The sequence below is a fragment of the Neobacillus sp. FW104-15D2 genome (assembly GCF_058790155.1).
The window spans coordinates 36,213-56,371 of record NZ_JBYTCJ010000031.1 but is presented as its reverse complement, the minus strand read 5'-3'; the positions used below and the strand labels follow the sequence as shown (position 1 = coordinate 56,371).

Sequence of the window (20,159 nt, the reverse complement as noted above, 5' to 3'; positions counted from 1 at the left end):
AAGGTTTATGAAACTCCATAAACCTTGTTTCTTCTATATATAAAACTCCCTATTTATGCGTTCTTCTTTTTAAGGCTGGCTAATAGCATGATGATAATGATGACGACTGGAAGCAGGTAGGCAATGACCGTACTCCACTGGACCACGTTACCGAGGATAATTCCGGCTACACCGAAGTCTGCGTCACCAAATGTTGTTCCTTCAAATCCGATGGAACCGAGGACTGGAAGCAGAAGTGCTGGCAGGAAGCTGATCAATAAACCGTTAGCGACTGATCCCCAGATAGCACCCTTTCTTCCGCCCGTAGCATTTCCATAAACACCGGCCGCTGCACCAGTGAAGAAATGTGGTACGAGACCAGGGACAATCACACTCAGGCCGAAAAGAGGCAGGAGGAACATACTGATAAGTCCTGCGATAAAGCTAAAGATAAATCCAATAATGACGGCATTTGGTGCAAAAGGAAATACAGCTGGACAATCAAGAGCTGGAAGAGCGTTCGGTACTATGCGGTCCGCAACCCCTTTAAACGCTGGAACGATTTCTGCAATCAGCATCCGCACACCGGCTAATACGATGTAAACCCCGGCAGCAAACGTAATCGCCTGTGTGATGGAGAAGATGATAAAGTTGGAGCCACCGCTTAATTTTGACTCAATGAAATCCTGGCCTGAAGCAAAGGCGGCAATGAAGAACATAATGGCCATCGTTAGTGATATGGAAACAGAAGTATCTCTCAGGAAGCCTAGTGATTTAGGAACCTTGATATCTTCAGTGGATTTGGATTTATTGCCAACCCATTTTCCAATCGTTCCGGATACAAAATAACCGATGGTCCCAAAGTGGCCTAATGCGAAATCATTGGAACCAGTAATTTTTCTTGTATAAGGCTGAAGCAGAGCTGGCATAAGAACCATTAAAATTCCAAGAGTCAGGGAACCGGTTACTACCAATGAAACCCCTTTGATTCCGCCGGTTGAAAGGATTACGCCGATCATACAGGCCATATATAAAGTATGATGTCCTGTCAGGAAGATGTATTTAAACTTGGTGAAACGGGCTAATAGGATGTTCACAACCATACCGAATAACATAATAAGGGCAGTTTCTTTTGCAAATGTCTTCTGAGCGAGAGCCACAATCGCCTCGTTGTTCGGAATGACTCCTTTGATATGGAAGCCGTGCTCGAACATTTTTCCAAAGATATCAAGTGAACCGACCAAAACTCCGGCACCTGCACCGAGGATGATAAATCCCATCACGGTTTTTAATGTCCCAGAAATGGTATCGGCCACATTTTTTTTCTGCAAAATTAATCCTAATAAAGCAAAGATTCCAATCAGAATGGCGGGTGTACCTAAAATATCTTTCATGATGACATTTAACATGATATCCCTCCGCTTTACTTGAAGATTAGTTGTTTACGATATTCTTTTGTATCGCTTCCTTAATCTCCGGCAGACTGAACAGATTTTTCAAGGAAATGATTTTTCTGACTCCGTCGTCGAGCTGCTCCATGATCTCGGGAGAGCCAATATAGTAATCTGCTTTTTCCGCCTTGCCTGTAGTTAAATCCGTGTGGGAAACCTCTGCCTCAATCCCCAATTCCTTCAGCACTTTCTTGACATTCAGTTCAATCATGAAGCTGCTGCCTAATCCCACTCCGCAAACGACTAATATTTTCATAGTTCCCTACTCCTTTGTTAATTTGAGTACTGATTGATCACCTGCAATACCTGCAGAGGAGAAGCTGCCTCCATTATCGACAGGATCGCCTTTTCATTTGACAGCAGCCCGGCTAGCTGTGATAGCGCTTCCAAGTGTGTCTCTGAATCTGCCGCAGCCAGGACAAAAATGAGATTCACATCATGCCTGGATTCCTGTGAAAAAGCCACACTTTCCTTCAAGCAAAGCAGGCTCATTCCGAGTTCCTTCACCCCTTGCTCCGGTCTCGCATGAGCGAGGGCAATCCTGGGAGCCAGGACGATGTAGGGCCCATAATCTTGAACATTTTCAATCATGGCTGTTACATACTCGGGCTGAATACTGCCCTTCTTTACTAAAGGCATGGCAGCTGTTTGAATCGCTTCCTTCCAGTCTTGTACCTCTTGCCTGATTTGAATGGTCTCCTTCGTTAACAATTGGTTCAGCATTTTACATGCTCCTTCGTTATCTGGTTATCTGAGAGAATATGTTTTTTACCGAAGAACAGATGGGAACATTGGCTTGTATGACTGCAAAAGAACATGCTTTTTCCACCCCCATCTTTCATTAAAGAACCACCATATTATTCTTTTTCGTGTAGATATTATATTTGGGAAAATTTATGTTTAGTCCAAGTGGTCAGAATATTTTTATTTAATGGCGCTTTTAAACCATTTAATTAAGCGATGGTATATAATGGTTATATATGGGTTTTGGCAAAATAGCTCATTAGGTAGTTGGCGTTCAATAACTGCAGCTGATATTAGTGATGTACCATTTAAATAATTAGGAGTGTGATTGCTAAGTGAGTAATGGAGCTTTTATTGCTATTTTTACAAGTTTTATGGGTGCGTTTGTTTGTATAATGGCAGCTATTAAAATAAGAAAAGACAAAAAGAATCATCCTAAATAGACCTGAACAAACCGCCATTTTAAATATTTAAAAGTGTTATAATTTGATTTTTGACACCCTGAAATAAGCATTTATTCCACTCGTTTATCCAATGATAAATCCTTCCCTATTTCAAGCCAATGAACCAATAAAGATAGTTTTAAAGATTTTTGGCCAGCAACCCCTTGAAACCGGTCCATCCAAGCCTTCAAACGATGGTGAAAGTTATTGATTTCATTTTTATTAACCGATCATATAAAGAGTGATAGTGGCAACTTGATAAGGTTAATGATGGAACCATCAAAATTGGAATTACTTCTCTTCTAGAGGAGAAGATGATGTAAGAGAACCAATTAAGGTTCTCTTTTTTCATCCCAGATTCACAAACTCCCCGAACTCTTTTTTAAATCCAAGCTTTACGGTTCCAATCGGGCCGTTCCTTTGTTTCGCAATAATGATTTCAATGATGTCCTTCTGCTCAGAATCCTTTTGGTAATAATCCTCTCTGTAAAGGAAAGCAATGACATCGGCGTCCTGTTCGATTTGTCCGCTTTCGCGTAAATCGGATAAAAGCGGTCGTTTGTCCTGGCGGCTCTCGACTCCCCTGCTCAGCTGGGAAAGGGCCAGAACCACCACATTCATTTCCCTTGCCAAATGCTTGAGTCCTCGGCTGATCTGACTGATTTCCGCCTGGCGGTTGTTTTGGTATTTTGCCTCCGCCGAAATGAGCTGGAGATAATCAATCATGACGATGATCCTCTTGCTGTCACCGTACTCTCGTCTGGCCTTTCTGACCTTTGACCAGATATAGTTGATGTCCATGCTGGCCCTATCGAAGATATGCAGCTTCATATTGGAGATCCTCGCCATGGCGGTCGTCAGCTTGGACCAGTCTTCTTTTTCAAACGTCTGTCTTGGTGTTCTCATTTTGATGGTGTCGATTTCACCAATCGTGCTTGCTGCTCTTTTTAAAAGCTGCTTTACCGGCATTTCCAGCGAGAAAAAGAGGCAGATATCTTCTTCTGCAGCATGAAGGGCTATGTTGAGTGCAAAGGCGGTTTTTCCCATGCTCGGGCGTGCTCCGACTACAACGAAATCAGAATTTTGGAAGCCACCAGTCAGCTTATCCAATTCACCAAATCCCGTTGTAATCCCAATCAGCTCTTCGCTGTCTTTTTCAAAGTCCTGGTATAGCTGGAGGAGAGTTGGCTTGATATCCCCCATTTGGTCTTCGGTGCTGTGTTCCTCGATCTCCATTAACCCCTGAATTCCGTCGCGTAAGGTTTGTCCAATTTCATTTGTTTTGGCCGTTGCGATAATTCGGTTGGCGGTTTCCACCGCTTTTCTTTTTTGCGCATATTCTCTAACCACGTCCTGGTAATAGTGAAAATTGGCCGTTGTCGGAACACTTCCCGCGAGGGCCGTTATGTATGCCACCCCGCCAATGGCGGCGAGGTGATCGGGATTCAAATGTTCCACTACGGAAATAACGTCAACAGGTTTTCCCTTTACATCAAGGTCCTTTATCGCAGTGAGAAGCACCTGCAGTTTCCTTGAGTAAAGCTGCTGGGGCAGGATCGAGCACTCCTTAATCAGCTCTTCCTCTAAAAATAATGCCCCAACAAGTGCTTCTTCCGCCTCGATATTGTATAAGACAGGCTCAAGCATCCTCTTATCCCCTTTTAATTCCGAGTATTTCTCTCATTTTCGCAAGCTCACGCTGAACCGTTTCCTCTTTCGCTGGAACCAAATTGTTATAAAGGATTTTCAGGGTTTCCGCTACATTAGGGATATCCCTTGAAGCAGCCGGCTTTTTACGGACCAGATCGGAAAGCTTGGGAGGATACGGCGATTCCAATGTGAACTGGACCAGATTCTGTCTGGCTTCCTCAAAAGGAACCGGCTTTAAGGCCTGATGCCAGGCATCGAGTTTCGTTTGATCATAAGAAAACTGTTCGTAATATTCGGCGATAAGGTTCATGAGTTCAAAGGATTCTTTCTTAGTCATCGAGATTGAAATCCTCCTTTCGTAATTTCCTGCTCACCGTCTTTTGATTCAGGTAGGATTCAAATTTTGTTCCAAACAGGGTTGCTGGCCTCAGGTATTTGCTCCACTCCGGATCGGTCCACTCTGCAGACTTAATGTCGATGACCTTTTTAAAATCTTCGAGTGTAAAGCCTTCATTCCATCTTTCGCTAATCAGCTGCTGGTTCTTTTTCGTACCGGGCTTGAACTTGGAATCGGTTTTTAGGTTCAGGTAGTCAATGATTTCACTGAAAGGGATACTATCTATCTTTTTTGTAGTTTCTGTAGTAATCTCTGGTATTGCTTTATTCAGGTCTGTGTCCAGCTGTGGTTGAACTGCCTCTTCAAAAAGGTCAAGTTGATCAATGGAAGGTTCATTAGATGAAGTGGGGATGGACTCCTTCTCCAGCTCTTCCATCAGGCTATAGTCAATGGTGTACCATTTCGTTTTGTCCATTTTGAACCGATTGTAATTGGCTGAAATGAGATATCCCTGTTTTTCAAGTGACCGGATTGTCCGTTTGATTGTGCTGTCGGACAAGAACGGCAATTGAAGCTGCCATTCCTTGTATGTATTGTAAATCCATGTGCGGCCATCGATATGATGATTGCTTTTACCAAGCCAATAGTGAACCTGCTGCAAAATAACCGCCTCGTTGATTCCAATTTTTTTTGCAAGTGAAGGCAGTATTATTACCGGACTTTCATGAAAAAGAAAATTTCCCATCTGAATCTCTCCTATTATTTTCGATAAGGAGGAGCTGTCCATCGAACGTCTCATTCCTTTCACCCTTTATATAAGAAAAAAGAAGCCAAAAGGTCAGGGTGAAATTAACTTTTCCGATTAAAAGAGAAAATAGAAGGAGTTAATGTGTCCATTCGATGAACAAGGCAAAAATTGGCCAAAAAAAAAGAGCGACAAGTCGCCCTTTACAGTTTTTCTCAAACTTTATTATTTCAATTCCGTTGCTTCCTTTTTTGTTACTGAAACATAAGCTTTCTGAGTGATAAGGCTGACAATAACTGTTGCCACAATGTTTAAGATGAGCGCGATAATTCCCACATTCAGCTCTTTTACCATCTGAGGCAAAAATGGGAACAATGTTCCGACTGTGGAGCTTGTGACTGTGATATATAAAACAGTCAGCTCCCCGACAATAATCCCGACCATCGCCCCTTGCTTGGTGACGAAATTATTCTTCATCAAACTAGTGATTAATGCTGGGAATAATTGAGTTACAAAACTATAGCCCATTAACAGAAGCACAACAATGGTATCTCCGCCATTCAGTGTGAGATAGACTGATAATAAAGAGATAACTGGCACCAGGATTTTCGCCAGCTTCATAATTTGATTGTCAGTAGCACTTTTGGCAAAAGGTTTATACACGTTTCTGGCTAGAAGGGTTGCTGCTGACATTAGCAGCATCGATCCCGGAACTAGGGCTGTTAATAGACCGGCAGCCCCGATAAAGCCGACAACCCATGGGTTAAAGGTTTTAATCGAAAGCTTTAATAGCGAAAGATCCTGATCAGCTCCCTGTAAACCTGGGACTTGTAAAATAGCAGCGAACCCAACGAAAAAGACAAACAATAAAAGCATGGCATATATAGGACTTATTGCGGCATTTTTACGGAATACCTTATCGCTTTTTGCAGAAAAGGCAGAACCAAAGGTATGCGGCCACATATAAAATCCAAGTGACGTTAATAAGACCGTGGAAATAAACCATGACATGCTTAAGCCTTGTTTAGGTATAGTAACAAAATTCGGATTGGCCTTATCGATGGCTTCAAACATCGGCTGAATGCCGCCATAGTAATGGTAAGGCAAATAGATTCCAATGATCAGGACAAGTACGAGGATCATGATATCCTTTAAAACAGCCGTCCATGCTGACCCGTGAATACCGGATATCATCACGTAGATTGTAACGGCAAAGGCCCCAATCCATATTGCTAGAGTTGGCGAAATCGTACCATAAGAGGCCTGAGAAACAATGATCCCTAAGCCCTTGAACTGTAGGATAATATAAGGAACAATGGCAAGAACACCTACAAGCGCAACAATAATTCCAAGTGCCTGGCTATTATATTTGCTTGCAAAAAAATCAGATTGCGACAAAAGATTTTTTTCTTTCGCATATCTCCACACTGCCGGCAATAAAAAATAGGAAATGACATAGGCGAGCATCATATATCCTAGGATGTAAAGGGCAGGTCCGCCTTTTCCATAGGCCCAGGCGCTTCCTCCCAGGAAAGTAAAAGTCGTATAGATTTCACCGGCCATTAATAGGAAAACAAACAATGCACCGAAACCGCGGCCACCAACCGTCCATTGCTCCAAATTCATGTCATGGCCCTTTTTCGCTCTTATCCCCATCGCTACGGCAAGTAAAAGAAAAGCAAAAATGATGACTAATGCAATATTCATTGAGATTCACTCTCCCTATTGGCTGGATCGATTTTATAAACAATCCACATAATAATCGATGTTAGGACAACCCACATAACCATCCAAAAGATGACAAAAGGCAATCCGAAAACATATGGTTTAACTGTATTTACAAATGGAGCACAAATGAGAACACCGATAAACGGTAGAACAGCAAGTAAGTGATGCAGTTTCATTTTCCAATCCCCTTTCATAAGTAAAATATCTTATCTAAAACTCAAAGACCGCCTCGAGGAACATTTTTAAAGCAATTTCAAGGGAATCTTCATCAATCGTGAACTTTGGATGATGGTGGGGATAAGTGATCCCTTTTTCTGCGTTCCCTGCTCCCACGAAAAAGAAGGTGCCCGGAGCTTTTTGCTGGTAGGCAGAAAAATCTTCTCCTCCCATCGTTGGCCTTACCTGAATCACATTTTGTTTCCCTACTACGTTATTGGCAATTTCCTCAATAACATTGGTTACAGATTGGTCATTATCGACCGGCCGGTACCCAAATTCATAATTGAATGTATATGTCGCATGATGGGCCTTCGTAATTCCCTCGATTATTTCTTCCATTCTCTGAGGAAGACTTTCGCGAACACTGCTATTGAGTGTACGGGTTGTTCCCACTATTTCTACTGTATCGGGGATGACATTATGTGTCGAGCCTCCGATAAATTTCGTAACGGATAGGACAACAGGATCGATGGGATCGATATTCCGGGAAACAATCTGCTGTAGGTTGCTTACCACCTGGGTCGCAATCACGATACTGTCAATCGTTTGATGAGGCATAGCTGCATGGCCGCCTTTTCCCTGGATGGTCAGGTAGAAGGTATCCATTGAAGCCATCACAGGTCCATATCCAATACCAATCTTACCAATCTCCAGCGGTGACCAAAGATGCTGGCCAATCACCTGGTCAACTCCATCCATGACACCAGCCTGAACCATTTCTTCAGCTCCGCCTGGCAGCGTTTCTTCCGCATGCTGAAAGAGAAAACGAACTTCACCTTTAATCTTTTCTTTTAACGAGCTAAGAACCTTGGCTGTTCCTAAGAGGACAGCAGTATGGCCATCATGACCACAAGCATGCATCACACCCGGATTTTCCGACACAAAATCAAAGGTGTTCTCTTCCTGGATTGGTAAAGCATCCATGTCTGCACGGATCGCTAGTACCTTTCCTGGCTGATCACCAATTAATCGGGCCATCACACTGGTTCTCGTTGGCCGGGATACCTCCAAGTTTCCAAAGGATATAAGAGTTTGATAGACAAAATCAGAGGTCTTTTCTTCATGAAAGGATACTTCTGGGTTTCGGTGTAAATACCTCCGCCATCTTATCACCTCGTCTTTAACGTCATTTACTAGGTTCTGAACATTGTTAACTGACTCAATAATCATAACCGCGGCCTCCTATCTATTTTGTAATTCGTGAAACACATTTTTCCTTACGGCTAACGCCTCGACAGCATGAAGTAATAGCTGACAGCCGGCTTTAATATCCTCTAGTTTTGTAAACTCCTCAGGACAATGACTCTTTCCCTTTATACTTGGTATAAAAATCATTCCCACATCGGTTACGTCTGTCATGAGCGCAGCATCATGTACGGCGCCGCTATTCATCACTTTATAATCAAATCCATTTTTAACGGCTTCCTGTTCAAGGATCTTTTGCACCCTTGGGGATAGCTGTTTAATCTCGGATTTACCAACTAGTTCAATATGGCATTTAAGCGAGTGAGCCTTACAAACCTCATTTACCTTATGAAAAAGCTCCTTCGTAACAAAGTCGATTCCTTCGAGCTCTACATCTCTTGCATCAACGTAAAACTCTACCTTCTGAGGAATGACATTTGGCAGGTTTGGTTCGCATGTAATTTTTCCTGCTGTTGCCACCGTCGTTGGCAAGTGAAACTCTTTTACTGCCTTTTGAAGATGGGCGATGACAAGGGCTGCTCCCACCAATGGGTCTGAGCGTAAATTCATCGGTGTGGTCCCCGCATGATTGGAACTTCCTTCAAGGGTCACTCGATAGGTTTTCATCCCAGCAATCGCTTGAACAATCCCAATCGATTTATTTTCTGTTTCCAAAACAGCCCCTTGTTCAATATGCAACTCAATCATGGAATCTACTTCATTTTTGCGAAGGACTTCTTTTTCAACATTGTCCATTTCGAACCCAAAGTCCTTCACCACATCATAAATGGATTTCCCATCACTATTTTTGATGGATTTTAATTCAGGTAGAGTATATTTTCCAGTTAGCACCTTACTCCCCAGCATGGTAATCCCAAAATTCGAACCCTCTTCTTCGGAAAAAATAATCAGTTCAACGGGACGGATCAGCGTCGCTTTTTCTTCCTTCAATACTCTAATAATCTCTAACGCAGCTAACACCCCAATTAATCCATCATACTTACCGCCATTTGCAACCGTATCAATATGGGAACCAATTAAGATAGGCTTTTCATTTAGCTCTTCACCACCAAATCGGGCTCTTATATTTCCAAAGCCATCAACCTTGAGCGCTAAATTCAGCTTTTTTATTTCTGATAGCAAATAATCCCTTGCTTGCTGATCCTCGCTGCTAAAAGAAAAACGAGTACATCCTTTTCCCGGGGTTTTGGTATAAGCAACAATTGTTTCCAAATCCTTTATTAATCTCTCTATCTTCATTTCCATTCCTATCACCTCCTAAATTGTCATGAAAATTTAATCCGGTTGTCCACCTCAAGACAAACAATTAGTGATAAAATATTCTAAATACTCAAAACATATGTTATTTACTTCTATTGCAATTATCGTGCCAACTTTTTTCAGGCTGAGAGTATGGGAAACATATAGTTTTCGATTATTTCATCTCTAATTTTTGATGAAAAACATCATCAAAAGTGATGAATTTTATCATCAGCATTTTTTCATTTATCTATTAAGGGGGAAATCAAATGGAAAATAGTCTGCTTGATCCTTATCAAAAGGGATTTGAAGAATTGGAATCTATTTTAAATTTAAGCTATGACGGGATCACTGTTGCTGATGGGAACGGAGTTTTTAAGAATGTAAGTCTCTCCTGGACTGAATTATCCGGAATTCATTCATCTGAGATTATCGGAAAGAGTTCATCCTTCCTGGAGAAAAACGGGGTTTTTGATATATCTGTCACTTCTGAAGTTCTAAAAGCAAAGTCACCAGTCACTCTTACACAGCAGATTGCAGGAAAGAAAAAGGTCTTAGTAACCGGTATCCCGATTTTTGATCAAGTTACAAACCATATTGAGAAAATCATTAATATCACCAAAGACATTACGGAGATGAATACATTAAATACTGCTTCCGTTTTTTTACCAAACGGCCATAAAAATGAGTTACATAAACGGACAAGATTGGATAGGTTCCACAACAGTCAAGCGTTATTAAAAACAAACGAAATGGTCCATCATGTTGCTGATATGCCTGTAACCGTGCTGTTATTGGGAGAAACAGGGGTTGGAAAAGGGTTTATGGCTAAACTCATACATAATAACAGCAAGAGAAAGAACCAGCCTTTTGTCCTCATCAACTGCGGGGCCATTCCGGAAAATCTGCTAGAATCCGAACTATTCGGTTATGAGAAAGGTGCTTTTACAGGAGCAGCGAAGGAAGGAAAAAAAGGGCTTTTTGAGATTGCTGATAACGGGACTATTTTTCTGGATGAAATTGGCGACCTGCCATTAAGCCTGCAGGTAAAGCTTCTTCATGTATTAGATGAAAAAAGAGCCCGGAGAATTGGCGGGTCCTCCTCTTATGAAGTAAAGGCGAGAGTGATTGCAGCCACAAATAAAAATTTAAAGGATTTGGTAGGTAAAGGCCAATTTCGCGAGGACTTATTTTACCGTTTAAATATCGTTCCCATTAAAATCCCCCCTTTGAGAGAGCGAAAGGAAGATATTTTTTTCCTCACTCAAAAATTTCTGGAGAACTTTAATATCAAATATGAAACCAATAAAAACCTTACCGAAGATGCGATGAAACTATTATACGATTATGACTATCCGGGTAATATCAGAGAACTGGAGAACATAATGGAGCGATTGGTCATCATGACTATCGGTGACGTTATTGATCAAACTGCTATCCTGGAAGTTATAGAACCCGCGGATAAAATGAAGGTAATTGAAAGAGAAATTATTCCCCTGAAAGAGGCAGTCGAACAATTGGAAAGAAGTTTACTATTAACTGCTTTTAACAAATACAAGACTACCAGGAAGGTAGCGGAAGCCTTGCAAATTGATCAATCCACTGTTGTAAAGAAAACTAAAAAACTTAATATATCAAACTGAAGTTCTGCATTTCTCTTCATCACGAAGAAGACCGGACAAATCTGCCCGGTCTTTTTGTTTTATTTATATTGTTTGGATGCTTTCTTTAACGCATTTAACCATAAATGAAAAATCATCTTCCGTGATGCTTAATGGCGGGGAAAGCTGTAAAACATTATTATATCCAGCCACTGTATCACCGTTCTTACCAATGAGTAAGCCTTTTTCCCTGCATGCAGTAATTACTTTCGTTAACATTTCTGCTGGAGCAGGTTCTTTTGTCTGTTTGTTATTTACTAACTCAATCCCAAGAAGAAGGCCTTTTCCCCGAACATCTCCCACATTTGGATGCTCCGTTAGCTCCCCTAATTCCTGTAATAACCGTTGACCGAGCTCTTTAGACCGTTCTACTAGTTTTTCATTCTCCATAATTTCAAGGTTTTTTAACGCCAAAGCACATGCCGCTGGATTTCCCCCAAAGGTATTTACATGGCGAAAGCGGTCGTAATCCTCGCTGCCCACATACGCTTCGTAAATTTCTCTTTTAACAGCTGTCGCAGATAATGGAAGGTAGCCACTTGTAATCCCTTTTGCCATTGTGATGATATCCGGCTGAACTCCATAGTTCATAAATCCGAACGGTTTACCAGTACGGCCAAATCCACAGATTACTTCATCACAAATCAAGAGTGCACCATGTTTTTCGCAGATTTCCTTTACTCTTGCCATATAGCCATCCGGAGGCATTAAAATTCCGCCCCCCGTGATAATAGGCTCCATGATAACTCCAGCAATTGTTTCGCTTAATTCCCAGGTCATCACTCGATCGATTTCTTCAGCACTCGCAAGTGTATCGGCGTCACTTGGATTTCGATACGTATCAGGCGGAGCTACATGGAGAAACCCTTGACCTAGTGGTTCATATTTAAATTTTCGCTGAGCCTGCCCGGTTGCGGCCAGAGCCCCCATGGAATTTCCGTGATAGGACCGATAACGGGAGATAAACTTGTAACGGGCTGAACTCCCTTTTTGCTGATGGTATTGGCGGGCTATTTTAAAGGCTGCTTCATTTGCTTCCGAACCGCTGTTAGAGAAGAAAATAACATAATCATCCCCGAGCCATTCGTTTAATTTTTCTGCTAGTTTAATAGCAGGCAAGTGACTTTGTGACAGCGGGTAGTACGGCATTTCCTCCAGCTGCTCATAAGCTGCCTTCGCCAGTTCCTTTCTTCCGTACCCCACGTTAACGCACCAAAGACCGGACATGCCGTCAAGGTAGCGGTTTCCATTGATATCGGTTACCCAAGCACCTTCTGCTTTGGTAATAATTAAATTGGAGGGATTTGCGCCTGACCCCTTCATTGAATGCCAAAGATATTTTTCATCTGTAGCTTGAAAATCCTTTGTTCGAGTTTCCATTCTGATAACTCCCTTCTTTTCTAAAAGTCTATTAATTTAAGCTTTTCACAAGTTCATTTTGATTTTGTTCTTCATAGACAACTTCCCCATCGATCATGGTCCATACCACTTTAATGGATGGAATTGCATCCGTATTTGCGTTAAGGATGGAGCGGTCTAATATAATTAAGTCTGCCTGTTTCCCGACTTCAATGGAGCCTGTTTCATTTTCACTGAAGGAGGCATAAGCCCCGTTTAGGGTTAACATGCGAATTGCATCCAAAAGTCCAATTCGTTCCTCTTCCCCAACAACGACTCCAGATGGTGAAATCCTTGTGATAGCACTATGAATTCCTCTCAAGGGATTGAAATCTGTCACCGGGCAGTCAGAAGCAATGGCAGCCGGCACCCCTGCTTGAATGTAGCTATTCAACGGATACATTTGTTTAGCACGTTCCCCGTAATTTTTTATATATCCATCGCCATACTCAAAGAAGAAAGCTGGATTCGGCGTTGGAATAACGCCTTCATTAACCATCCTTTCAATCAGGTCCTTTTGCGCAATGCCCGCATGTTCGATCCGGTGCCGCGCATCCTCTCGGGGATATAATCGGTTCGCTTTTTCAATGCAGGTCAGCAGCATATCGATAGCAGCATCACCCTGGGCATGAGATGTAATTTGCCAGCCTTTTTGATGAGCTGGAATAAAAAGCTTCTCAATTTCTTCCTGCTGATGATAATGGATGCCATAATTAGTTGGGTCACTGTCATATGGCTCTCTTGTCCAGACGGTTGGACCGCTGCTGCTTCCATCCAAAAATAATTTCACCGGTCCATATTTAAAACGGTCATTACCATCATTTGTTTTGAGATCAGAATCTAGAAAATGTTTAACAACACTCTCAGGATCATTCAGTGCCCCGATCATGGCATAGACTCTCTGTTTTATCACACGGTTCTCGCTATCCTCTTTAAGGGCTTCCACATTCGATATTCCATATCCTGTAGCATCATGGATAGAGGTGATCCCTTTTTGGGCAAAATGCTCGGAAGCAATCGAATGAGCCTGCCTGATTTCTTCACGGGTAAAGCCCGCTATCTGGAACATTTGCATATGGGCGTTCTCAAGCAGCAAGCCATTTGCCTCTCCATCTGCATTTCGCACTATTTTTCCACCTTCGGGATCGGGAGTATTTTTATCGATTGAAGCCATATGAAGGGCATAGCTATTTACAGCTGATATGTGGTTGCAGGCACGAACCACAATAACGGGGTGTTCGACAGAAACCGAATCCAATTCTTCTTTTGTAGGAAAGCGGCCATCGGCGATTGATTGATCATTAAACCCCCAAGCCCGAATCCATTCACCTTTAGGAGTTTCCTTCGCTTTCTCTTTCAGTTTTCCAAGCAAATCTGAAATGGTTTGGACGGATTCGTCCTTACAAGAAACAGATAATTCGTTCGTTCCATACAGGGTAATATGCAAATGGGACTCAATAAAGCCAGGAAGAATTGTTCTTCCGTCCAAATCAATGACCGTACTATTTTCATCCTTCCATTTCAAAATTTCATCCGTGGTTCCAACAGCAGCAATCTTCGTACCCTCAACCACAACAGCATTCACAATTTCATTCTTTGAATTGACCGTAATGACTTCTCCATTAATCAATAAGAATTTTTTCTCCATCAGCCGATACCCCTCCATTTTACGAAATTGTCCATATTAGATTAATTATAGCGATACCATAAAGCGCTTTCAGTAGACAAAGTGTCAATTGTTTTTATAATTTTCTAAACACTTAGACTACACCTTCCCTTAAACACTAAAAAGCGAAACCATTTGGCAGCCTCGCTCTTTTTCTAACTCTTATTAAGGTGCTAAATAATCAAAAGCAGTGATAGCAAATTCAATTGCCTGCCGCTTATGGGATTCCAAAAAGTCTTCGCCCAGTAACTCCGTTAATTTGTGCAGGCGCTGATAAAGTGTTTGACGAACAATAAAAAGATTTGAAGCCGTTTCTTTCTTCGACCCATTACATTTAAAATAAACTTTCAATGTGTCGAGTAATTTTCCATTATTCTCTTTGTCATATTCAATGACAGAACCTATATAATCCTGGATAAAAATTTCTAGATCCCTTTGCTCCCGAAACATAGAAAAAAGCCGATAAATGTATAAATCCTCGTAAAAAGGACTGTCATTCGGAGATCTCTCTTGAATGTATAATGTCTCTTCTGCTGTATGATAGCTGTTATTCGCTTCGCTTAGCTTGTGGACGAACCTGCCAACCGCTAACTGTGACAATGCTTCCGTTGCTTTTTGAATTTGGGTGATACCTGAACTGATTCTAACTTTAACATCCTTATCATTTCGCTTGTTGACCAATATAAAAATAAGATGGTTTTTCCCTATTTTTGTAAAGAGCGAGAAGCCTAGAGACTCGAAAACAGAACGGAAAAGGATTTTCAGATGAGTTCTATCACTTTGGTTATCATGAGGCTGATTCATTTTTAAAAGCAAAACTGCACAGCCATTTGCATTCATATCAGGCTCATAATCCGTAAGATACTGATGTATTTGGTTTTCATTATGTATTCCATCCAGCCATTTTTGAATCCATTCTGCTTCAATGGTTTTTCTTTGTTCCTCAAAATATAATTCTCGTAAAGTATTTTGCGCCAAAGCAGTAGCAGTACGGTCTAATAATAGTTTTTCATACTCAGAGACAGAATCAGCTCCTGAGAAAATAAAAAGATCCGCCCATTTTTGATTTAAGGCCTGAATGGGTCGTTGCGCAATATTTTTGTGGTCATTTATATTCTTTTCTTTTAGCAGGGAAAGAATTTGATTGTGTTCTTTCATGGTTTGCTTTGATAAGAAATTGATTTCCCCTTGCTTCGGTATAAAAATGACGGACATTTTCAAATGGTCATACAGGAACTTTAGGATTTTATTCTGTGGATTAGAAGTTAGCAGGAGCTGATTTAATTGATTAGAATATTCCTCTAAATCGGATATCATTTTATAGTGTTTTTTAATTAAAAGCGTATGTAAATCCTGGGTAATATCAACAAATCGAACTTTCCGATAAAAGACAATTAAAGGGAATTGGTGTAGATTAGCCATGTTTATGATTTCTTCCGGTATGGAGGAGATATAGGTTCCTAATTCTATGCAAATTCCAGCTGCGCCTGACACAATCAACTGTTGGAAAAAGGAAAGAAACAGTTCTTTGTTTTCCTTCCAGCCAACTCCTGTGGAGAGGATTAGTTCACTCCCGTTTAAGAGTTCCTCAATTCCTGTTACTTCCATAATATGAACCCATTTAACCGTTCGGTGAAGTCCTTCTTTTCCTGCGATCACTTCCGCATCGATAAAGTTTCTATTTTGGAGTATTTCTTCGACTGTCAGCTTTACGTCGGGGCTCATTGCTGCACCACCTTTTAAAAACATTCTATTAAAACAATGACAAGAATTATTTTAAAACTACTTAAGGTAATATACGATAAATTAATAAGTCATTCCTGCTAAATAAAATATTAAAATACTGGGAACTCCCCCGGATGCCATCAAAACATTCGAAAATATTTTTTACGAGGGAATAATGATCATAGAATCAGTCAGAGAAGTGAAAATCGCCCGCGATATTGAGGGTAAATTTAAAGGTAAAAGGTATGAAATCTGGGTGGCTTTGCCTTTGGGGAAAATGATAAGAAGTTGTATGATTTAAAACACCTAATTGTGTTCACGATCGCGGAGAGGTTGTATGTACAATTACATTTAACAAAACAAATAGAAGGATGCTTTTGTGTAAGCATCCTTCCTTACCAAGGTAAACCCGTACCAAAGTCCTGTGCCAGGTTACTACTTTCTTTTCTCCTTCTTTTTCGGCTTTCAGCTCTATCTGGAGCTGAATCAAACAATCCTTTTTCCATATCCGTTTCCGGAACTACTTGGGGTACCGGTGTGGGATGCCCATTTTCATCTATAGCCACCATGGTTAAAAAAGAAAGTGCACATACATTCCGTTCTCCAGTTAATAAATTCTCTGCGATGACTTTCACGAATACTTCCATTGAGGTACGCCCTGTGTAAGTTACAAATGCCTCTAGGCAAACAGCATAGCTCTCATAAATGGGGTGGAGAAAATCAACAGAATCAGTCGAGGCCGTTACGATGTTTCTTCGGGAATGACGCATTGCTGCGATGGAGGCAATATCATCTATATAAGCCATTAGCTTGCCTCCAAACAAGGTTCCATGATTATTAGTATCTGGAGGTAATACGATGCCAGTTTTCACTACAAAAGAATCTCGGCATTTTTTTTCTTCTCTCATATGGACTCCACCTTTCTGCTATATCGATCTTTTATTATGTAGGCAATGTATGAAGCTTGACCAAAACTGTTCCATTACAAATCCAGAGTATAGGTATTAAAGAATCATTCAAGGATCTTTATTTTTGTTTAATATTCTGTATATGTTCGTATGTTTTTTTAGCTATCATTATTAGTCGATCGTCATCCATCTGCGATTCAAACTTATTGGAAACCCTCTTTTTTTTTTGCAAATTATCCTCTCCATTCTTAATGAATTTTCTAAAAAAATCTGGAAAAGTTAGGCTCTTTCAAGAATCTTAATTTCTAATACCCTACGGGAATGTTCTCAGATTCCGTTGCTCCAGCGTCCCTAATTTGTACTTACAAGGAACAATATCAGCTCTTACGACCGTGGGGGAAAAGACGAAAATCGTGGAAATCAAAAACATTTGTTTATTAAGTATGAAATTATCTTTTACTCCATAGGTATCATAAATATTGTACCTATTACATTAAGTTTTTATACTGTCATGGCAGTTTAATAATGGAGTCTAAAATACATAAAATCTCACCACGAAGTAGCTCCCTGATTCTTCCCTTCTAGTGCTTATAAAATTTTCATTTTTTATCTCAGGTGTCCCCGGACACTCGAGCATTCATCTTTTACTCTTAAGGGATTTAATGATTGAAAGAATGAAATATTATTTATTAAGACCATTCATTTCTCAAGCTCATTTCCTCCCTCTTTTCTTCCAAAAATAATAAAAGATGGCTAAACTAAATAATAAAAACAATATTAAATAAACGCTGTAATGTGATACATACGCCGCTACCTGATGCCAATCTTGTCCTAATTTTCTTCCTAAGGTAATAAAGGTGAAAGTCCATATCAATGCTCCAGTATAGGCATAGATGATAAATTTTTTAAAAGAATATTTATTAATTGCTGCCATATAAGCCGCTAGATGGCGAACTCCCGGAATAAAATAGCCAATGATCAAAAGAACTGGACCTACTTTTTGGAATAAGTTACTTGTTAAATTGATTTTTTGTTCAGTGATGTGGAATTTCGGTCCAAACCTCTTTAATAAAGGCAGTCCAAATTTATAGCCAATAAAGTAGCTAAGAGAAATTCCTGCTGCTGCTCCAAAAAAGGCACTTACTAAGGAAATTGAATATGTTAATTTTCCCTGAAAGACATTAAATCCCACATAAGTGAGGAGGACCTCATCAGGTATCGGAAGGCCTATTATTCCTCCTATTAAAACGATAATAATTCCAAAATAACCAAAATGCCCAATAAGAAAATCCACGTGCTGCTCCACTAGCATCCCACCAATAAATAATAATTAAGTCTGCCCAAATACAAACTATTTATTTTAAAAAATCCTAAAGTCATCAAATTTATAACAAACATATTCATGATTAAATAATCCCCCATTTTAAAGGATACCTATTATTACTAAAAATTCTCTAAACGAATCCTTAAATATTTATTAAATTTTCTCGTTTGTTGGATGTTTGTCCCTGCAGTTTTTTTAACTCAAAGGCTCTGTTAAAGAATATTGTTGATATTTGAAACCCAATCAAGTTCTTGGTATAATTATAGCTAGAACAAACGTTCTATAGTGTTGATGAATAGACAAAGCGTTCAGTAACCTATTATAGTTTTGGTTACGCTCTTTTATTGGCGACATAAACTACTATCCGCCTTAAAACTAATGGATTTTGACTATTTCGAAGGTATCGTTGAAATTGCCGTTACTTATTCTTGTACTCTCCAAAAGGGCAACGAGACACTACGGAACGTAAACCTCGTAAAAGGGGCGGTAAGTCTATACATAAAGGAATCAGCCACGAACAAGTATGTGTTCTTGTTGCAAGAGACCGTACAAAAGCAACCGTTTCTAAAGTATCTTGAATGGGGCGTATTGTGAAAACCACAGTTGAAAAAATCCTTGGTTCTAAACTCTCGTCTAATATTGGGCTTGTTACCGATGCTTGGAGAGCATATAAAACCTATGCAAAGAAAAGGATTAGAGCATCATTTGTATTTGAAATGACCGAAACTTATGATAGTTTACGTCAATCTAAGTTTAGTACTTAACACAAGCCATCGGCTTCAAAATTCTTGGGAGAGGTGAATTCATTTTATGGAAATAAGAAAACCAAACGATTCTGAATATAAACTGATTTTATCACTTTCACCAAAAGCATTATTCGATGGTACATTAGGCGAGGCAAAACCATCAGATGAAAAAGTTAAACAAATTATTGAACCTTTATTGCAGAAAGGAAGCTATTATTTAATAGCAACTGAAGACGATAATCTAATGGGTTGGATTCTTATAGGCACAAGTAAAGACCAATTTACTGAAAAGGTATATGGATTTATTTATGAATTGTTTGTGTTAGAAGAATTTAGAGGGAATGGAATATCAAAAAAATTGATGGAGACTGGTATTGAACATCTTAAACAAGAAGCATTATCAGAGGTTCGTTTAAGCGTGTTTGCAGGAAATCAAGCCATTACACTGTATGAAAAATTGGGTTTTAAAAAGAGAACCATTACAATGAGTTTGCCCATTTAAAAACAACTATCTTTATTAAATATTAAATAGGCTGGTTTATTGAGAATTGAGGAACCAAAAAATGGTTTTTCACAACATTTTATTGAATATCTATAAAAAACATTAACAGCGAAATCTAAAAGGTTCGACCATGTGAAATTTTTAAAGAGGCTGTTTCAAGGACACTTCTTTGATGGTGACCTTGCGTTTTATCTTCTAGAAGCTGCCTCAAGGACGAGTCTGATTGTAAAATTAATACGAATGTAATGATTTGTTCATAGTTTGTTAATATGCATGATTTAAGATTAATTTTGTTGCTAGGACAAAGCAATTGCTTTTTCAAACCCCCTTTTAATAAAAGTGCCAGGAACCTTCCGCCAAAAGGTCCTGGCACTTTTTGTATATTAATGCAGGAGATGAAAACCGAGAAAGTTGCCTAATATCTCTTTTAAAAATGGGTATTTGACCAGTCCTCCCACACATTAGTTACATAGACTAATGGTGAATAA

Annotated in this window: 17 protein-coding genes and 2 pseudogenes; 3 read left to right on the top strand and 16 right to left on the bottom strand. The window is 40.0% G+C overall.

What is annotated here, in order from left to right; genetic code table 11:
- Positions 1-53 precede the first annotated feature (53 nt).
- The 11 genes and pseudogenes from ulaA to AC3WR0_RS20655 form a co-directional block, all read right to left on the bottom strand.
- Positions 54-1,388, bottom strand: coding sequence for a PTS ascorbate transporter subunit IIC (gene ulaA / locus AC3WR0_RS20705; RefSeq protein ID WP_492554059.1), 1,335 nt, complete (start codon positions 1,386-1,388; stop codon positions 54-56).
- Between the two features lie 25 nt (positions 1,389-1,413).
- Positions 1,414-1,686 carry a PTS sugar transporter subunit IIB gene (locus AC3WR0_RS20700; RefSeq protein WP_027321268.1) on the bottom strand — a complete coding sequence of 91 codons (273 nt, stop codon included), beginning with the start codon at positions 1,684-1,686 and terminating at the stop codon, positions 1,414-1,416.
- 17 nt (positions 1,687-1,703) lie between these two features.
- Positions 1,704-2,153 (bottom strand): PTS sugar transporter subunit IIA, encoded by a 450-nt coding sequence (locus AC3WR0_RS20695; RefSeq protein WP_492554058.1) that lies wholly within the window; start codon positions 2,151-2,153, stop codon positions 1,704-1,706.
- A gap of 538 nt (positions 2,154-2,691) precedes the next feature.
- Positions 2,692-2,829: pseudogene (locus tag AC3WR0_RS20690) on the bottom strand (IS1595 family transposase); the annotation flags it as partial.
- A 136-nt stretch (positions 2,830-2,965) separates the two neighbouring features.
- Positions 2,966-4,264: a replicative DNA helicase gene (gene dnaB / locus AC3WR0_RS20685; protein WP_492554057.1), complete on the bottom strand. Its 1,299-nt coding sequence runs from the start codon at positions 4,262-4,264 to the stop codon at positions 2,966-2,968.
- A gap of 4 nt (positions 4,265-4,268) precedes the next feature.
- Positions 4,269-4,604, bottom strand: a complete 336-nt coding sequence (locus AC3WR0_RS20680) for a replicative helicase loader/inhibitor (RefSeq protein WP_492554056.1) — start codon at positions 4,602-4,604, stop codon at positions 4,269-4,271.
- On the bottom strand, positions 4,597-5,349 hold the full coding sequence (locus AC3WR0_RS20675; RefSeq protein ID WP_492554055.1) for a conserved phage C-terminal domain-containing protein: 753 nt from the start codon (positions 5,347-5,349) through the stop codon (positions 4,597-4,599). Before AC3WR0_RS20675 ends, AC3WR0_RS20680 begins: the two co-directional genes overlap by 8 nt.
- A 225-nt stretch (positions 5,350-5,574) precedes the next feature.
- On the bottom strand, positions 5,575-7,056 hold the full coding sequence (locus AC3WR0_RS20670; protein WP_492554054.1) for a sodium:solute symporter family protein: 1,482 nt from the start codon (positions 7,054-7,056) through the stop codon (positions 5,575-5,577).
- Entirely contained in the window at positions 7,053-7,253 is a 201-nt protein-coding gene (locus AC3WR0_RS20665) for a DUF3311 domain-containing protein (protein WP_027321275.1), read from the bottom strand. Before AC3WR0_RS20665 ends, AC3WR0_RS20670 begins: the two co-directional genes overlap by 4 nt.
- Before the next feature lie 34 nt (positions 7,254-7,287).
- Positions 7,288-8,466, bottom strand: coding sequence for a M20 family metallopeptidase (locus AC3WR0_RS20660; protein WP_492554053.1), 1,179 nt, complete (start codon positions 8,464-8,466; stop codon positions 7,288-7,290).
- 12 nt (positions 8,467-8,478) lie between these two features.
- Positions 8,479-9,747 (bottom strand): M20 family metallo-hydrolase, encoded by a 1,269-nt coding sequence (locus AC3WR0_RS20655; RefSeq protein WP_492554052.1) that lies wholly within the window; start codon positions 9,745-9,747, stop codon positions 8,479-8,481.
- Positions 9,748-10,010: 263 nt separating this feature from the next.
- On the opposite strand from AC3WR0_RS20655, the gene AC3WR0_RS20650 reads away from it, so the two are divergent.
- A complete protein-coding gene (locus AC3WR0_RS20650; RefSeq protein WP_492554051.1) occupies positions 10,011-11,384 on the top strand; it encodes a sigma-54 interaction domain-containing protein in 1,374 nt (457 codons plus the stop codon).
- Positions 11,385-11,447: 63 nt separating this feature from the next.
- Here the strand turns inward: AC3WR0_RS20650 and AC3WR0_RS20645 are convergent, their stop codons facing one another.
- The 5 genes from AC3WR0_RS20645 to AC3WR0_RS20625 form a co-directional block, all read right to left on the bottom strand.
- Complete coding sequence (locus tag AC3WR0_RS20645) at positions 11,448-12,782, bottom strand: aspartate aminotransferase family protein (RefSeq protein WP_492554050.1); 1,335 nt, start codon at positions 12,780-12,782, stop codon at positions 11,448-11,450.
- A gap of 31 nt (positions 12,783-12,813) precedes the next feature.
- Entirely contained in the window at positions 12,814-14,448 is a 1,635-nt protein-coding gene (locus AC3WR0_RS20640; protein ID WP_492554049.1) for an amidohydrolase, read from the bottom strand.
- Between the two features lie 183 nt (positions 14,449-14,631).
- The gene (locus AC3WR0_RS20635) at positions 14,632-16,191 is read right to left on the bottom strand and encodes a PucR family transcriptional regulator (protein ID WP_492554048.1); all 1,560 of its coding nucleotides are present in this window, start codon (positions 16,189-16,191) and stop codon (positions 14,632-14,634) included.
- 395 nt (positions 16,192-16,586) lie between these two features.
- Complete coding sequence (locus tag AC3WR0_RS20630; protein WP_492554047.1) at positions 16,587-17,099, bottom strand: acyl-CoA thioesterase; 513 nt, start codon at positions 17,097-17,099, stop codon at positions 16,587-16,589.
- Positions 17,100-17,811: 712 nt separating this feature from the next.
- Complete coding sequence (locus tag AC3WR0_RS20625) at positions 17,812-18,405, bottom strand: DedA family protein (RefSeq protein WP_492554046.1); 594 nt, start codon at positions 18,403-18,405, stop codon at positions 17,812-17,814.
- A 339-nt stretch (positions 18,406-18,744) separates the two neighbouring features.
- Here AC3WR0_RS20625 and AC3WR0_RS20620 point away from each other — a divergent pair.
- Positions 18,745-19,128 (top strand): annotated as a pseudogene (locus AC3WR0_RS20620) (IS1595 family transposase); the annotation flags it as partial.
- A gap of 105 nt (positions 19,129-19,233) precedes the next feature.
- Positions 19,234-19,671 (top strand): GNAT family N-acetyltransferase, encoded by a 438-nt coding sequence (locus AC3WR0_RS20615; RefSeq protein WP_492554045.1) that lies wholly within the window; start codon positions 19,234-19,236, stop codon positions 19,669-19,671.
- Positions 19,672-20,159: the final 488 nt, after the last annotated feature.

Coding starts and splice junctions, on each gene's coding strand:
- ulaA (WP_492554059.1), bottom strand. CDS start 1,388: ATGTTAAATGTCATCATGAAAGATATTTTAGGTACACCCGCCATTCTG.
- AC3WR0_RS20700 (WP_027321268.1), bottom strand. CDS start 1,686: ATGAAAATATTAGTCGTTTGCGGAGTGGGATTAGGCAGCAGCTTCATG.
- AC3WR0_RS20695 (WP_492554058.1), bottom strand. CDS start 2,153: ATGCTGAACCAATTGTTAACGAAGGAGACCATTCAAATCAGGCAAGAG.
- dnaB (WP_492554057.1), bottom strand. CDS start 4,264: ATGCTTGAGCCTGTCTTATACAATATCGAGGCGGAAGAAGCACTTGTT.
- AC3WR0_RS20680 (WP_492554056.1), bottom strand. CDS start 4,604: ATGACTAAGAAAGAATCCTTTGAACTCATGAACCTTATCGCCGAATAT.
- AC3WR0_RS20675 (WP_492554055.1), bottom strand. CDS start 5,349: ATGGGAAATTTTCTTTTTCATGAAAGTCCGGTAATAATACTGCCTTCA.
- AC3WR0_RS20670 (WP_492554054.1), bottom strand. CDS start 7,056: ATGAATATTGCATTAGTCATCATTTTTGCTTTTCTTTTACTTGCCGTA.
- AC3WR0_RS20665 (WP_027321275.1), bottom strand. CDS start 7,253: ATGAAACTGCATCACTTACTTGCTGTTCTACCGTTTATCGGTGTTCTC.
- AC3WR0_RS20660 (WP_492554053.1), bottom strand. CDS start 8,466: ATGATTATTGAGTCAGTTAACAATGTTCAGAACCTAGTAAATGACGTT.
- AC3WR0_RS20655 (WP_492554052.1), bottom strand. CDS start 9,747: ATGGAAATGAAGATAGAGAGATTAATAAAGGATTTGGAAACAATTGTT.
- AC3WR0_RS20650 (WP_492554051.1), top strand. CDS start 10,011: ATGGAAAATAGTCTGCTTGATCCTTATCAAAAGGGATTTGAAGAATTG.
- AC3WR0_RS20645 (WP_492554050.1), bottom strand. CDS start 12,782: ATGGAAACTCGAACAAAGGATTTTCAAGCTACAGATGAAAAATATCTT.
- AC3WR0_RS20640 (WP_492554049.1), bottom strand. CDS start 14,448: ATGGAGAAAAAATTCTTATTGATTAATGGAGAAGTCATTACGGTCAAT.
- AC3WR0_RS20635 (WP_492554048.1), bottom strand. CDS start 16,191: ATGAGCCCCGACGTAAAGCTGACAGTCGAAGAAATACTCCAAAATAGA.
- AC3WR0_RS20630 (WP_492554047.1), bottom strand. CDS start 17,099: ATGAGAGAAGAAAAAAAATGCCGAGATTCTTTTGTAGTGAAAACTGGC.
- AC3WR0_RS20615 (WP_492554045.1), top strand. CDS start 19,234: ATGGAAATAAGAAAACCAAACGATTCTGAATATAAACTGATTTTATCA.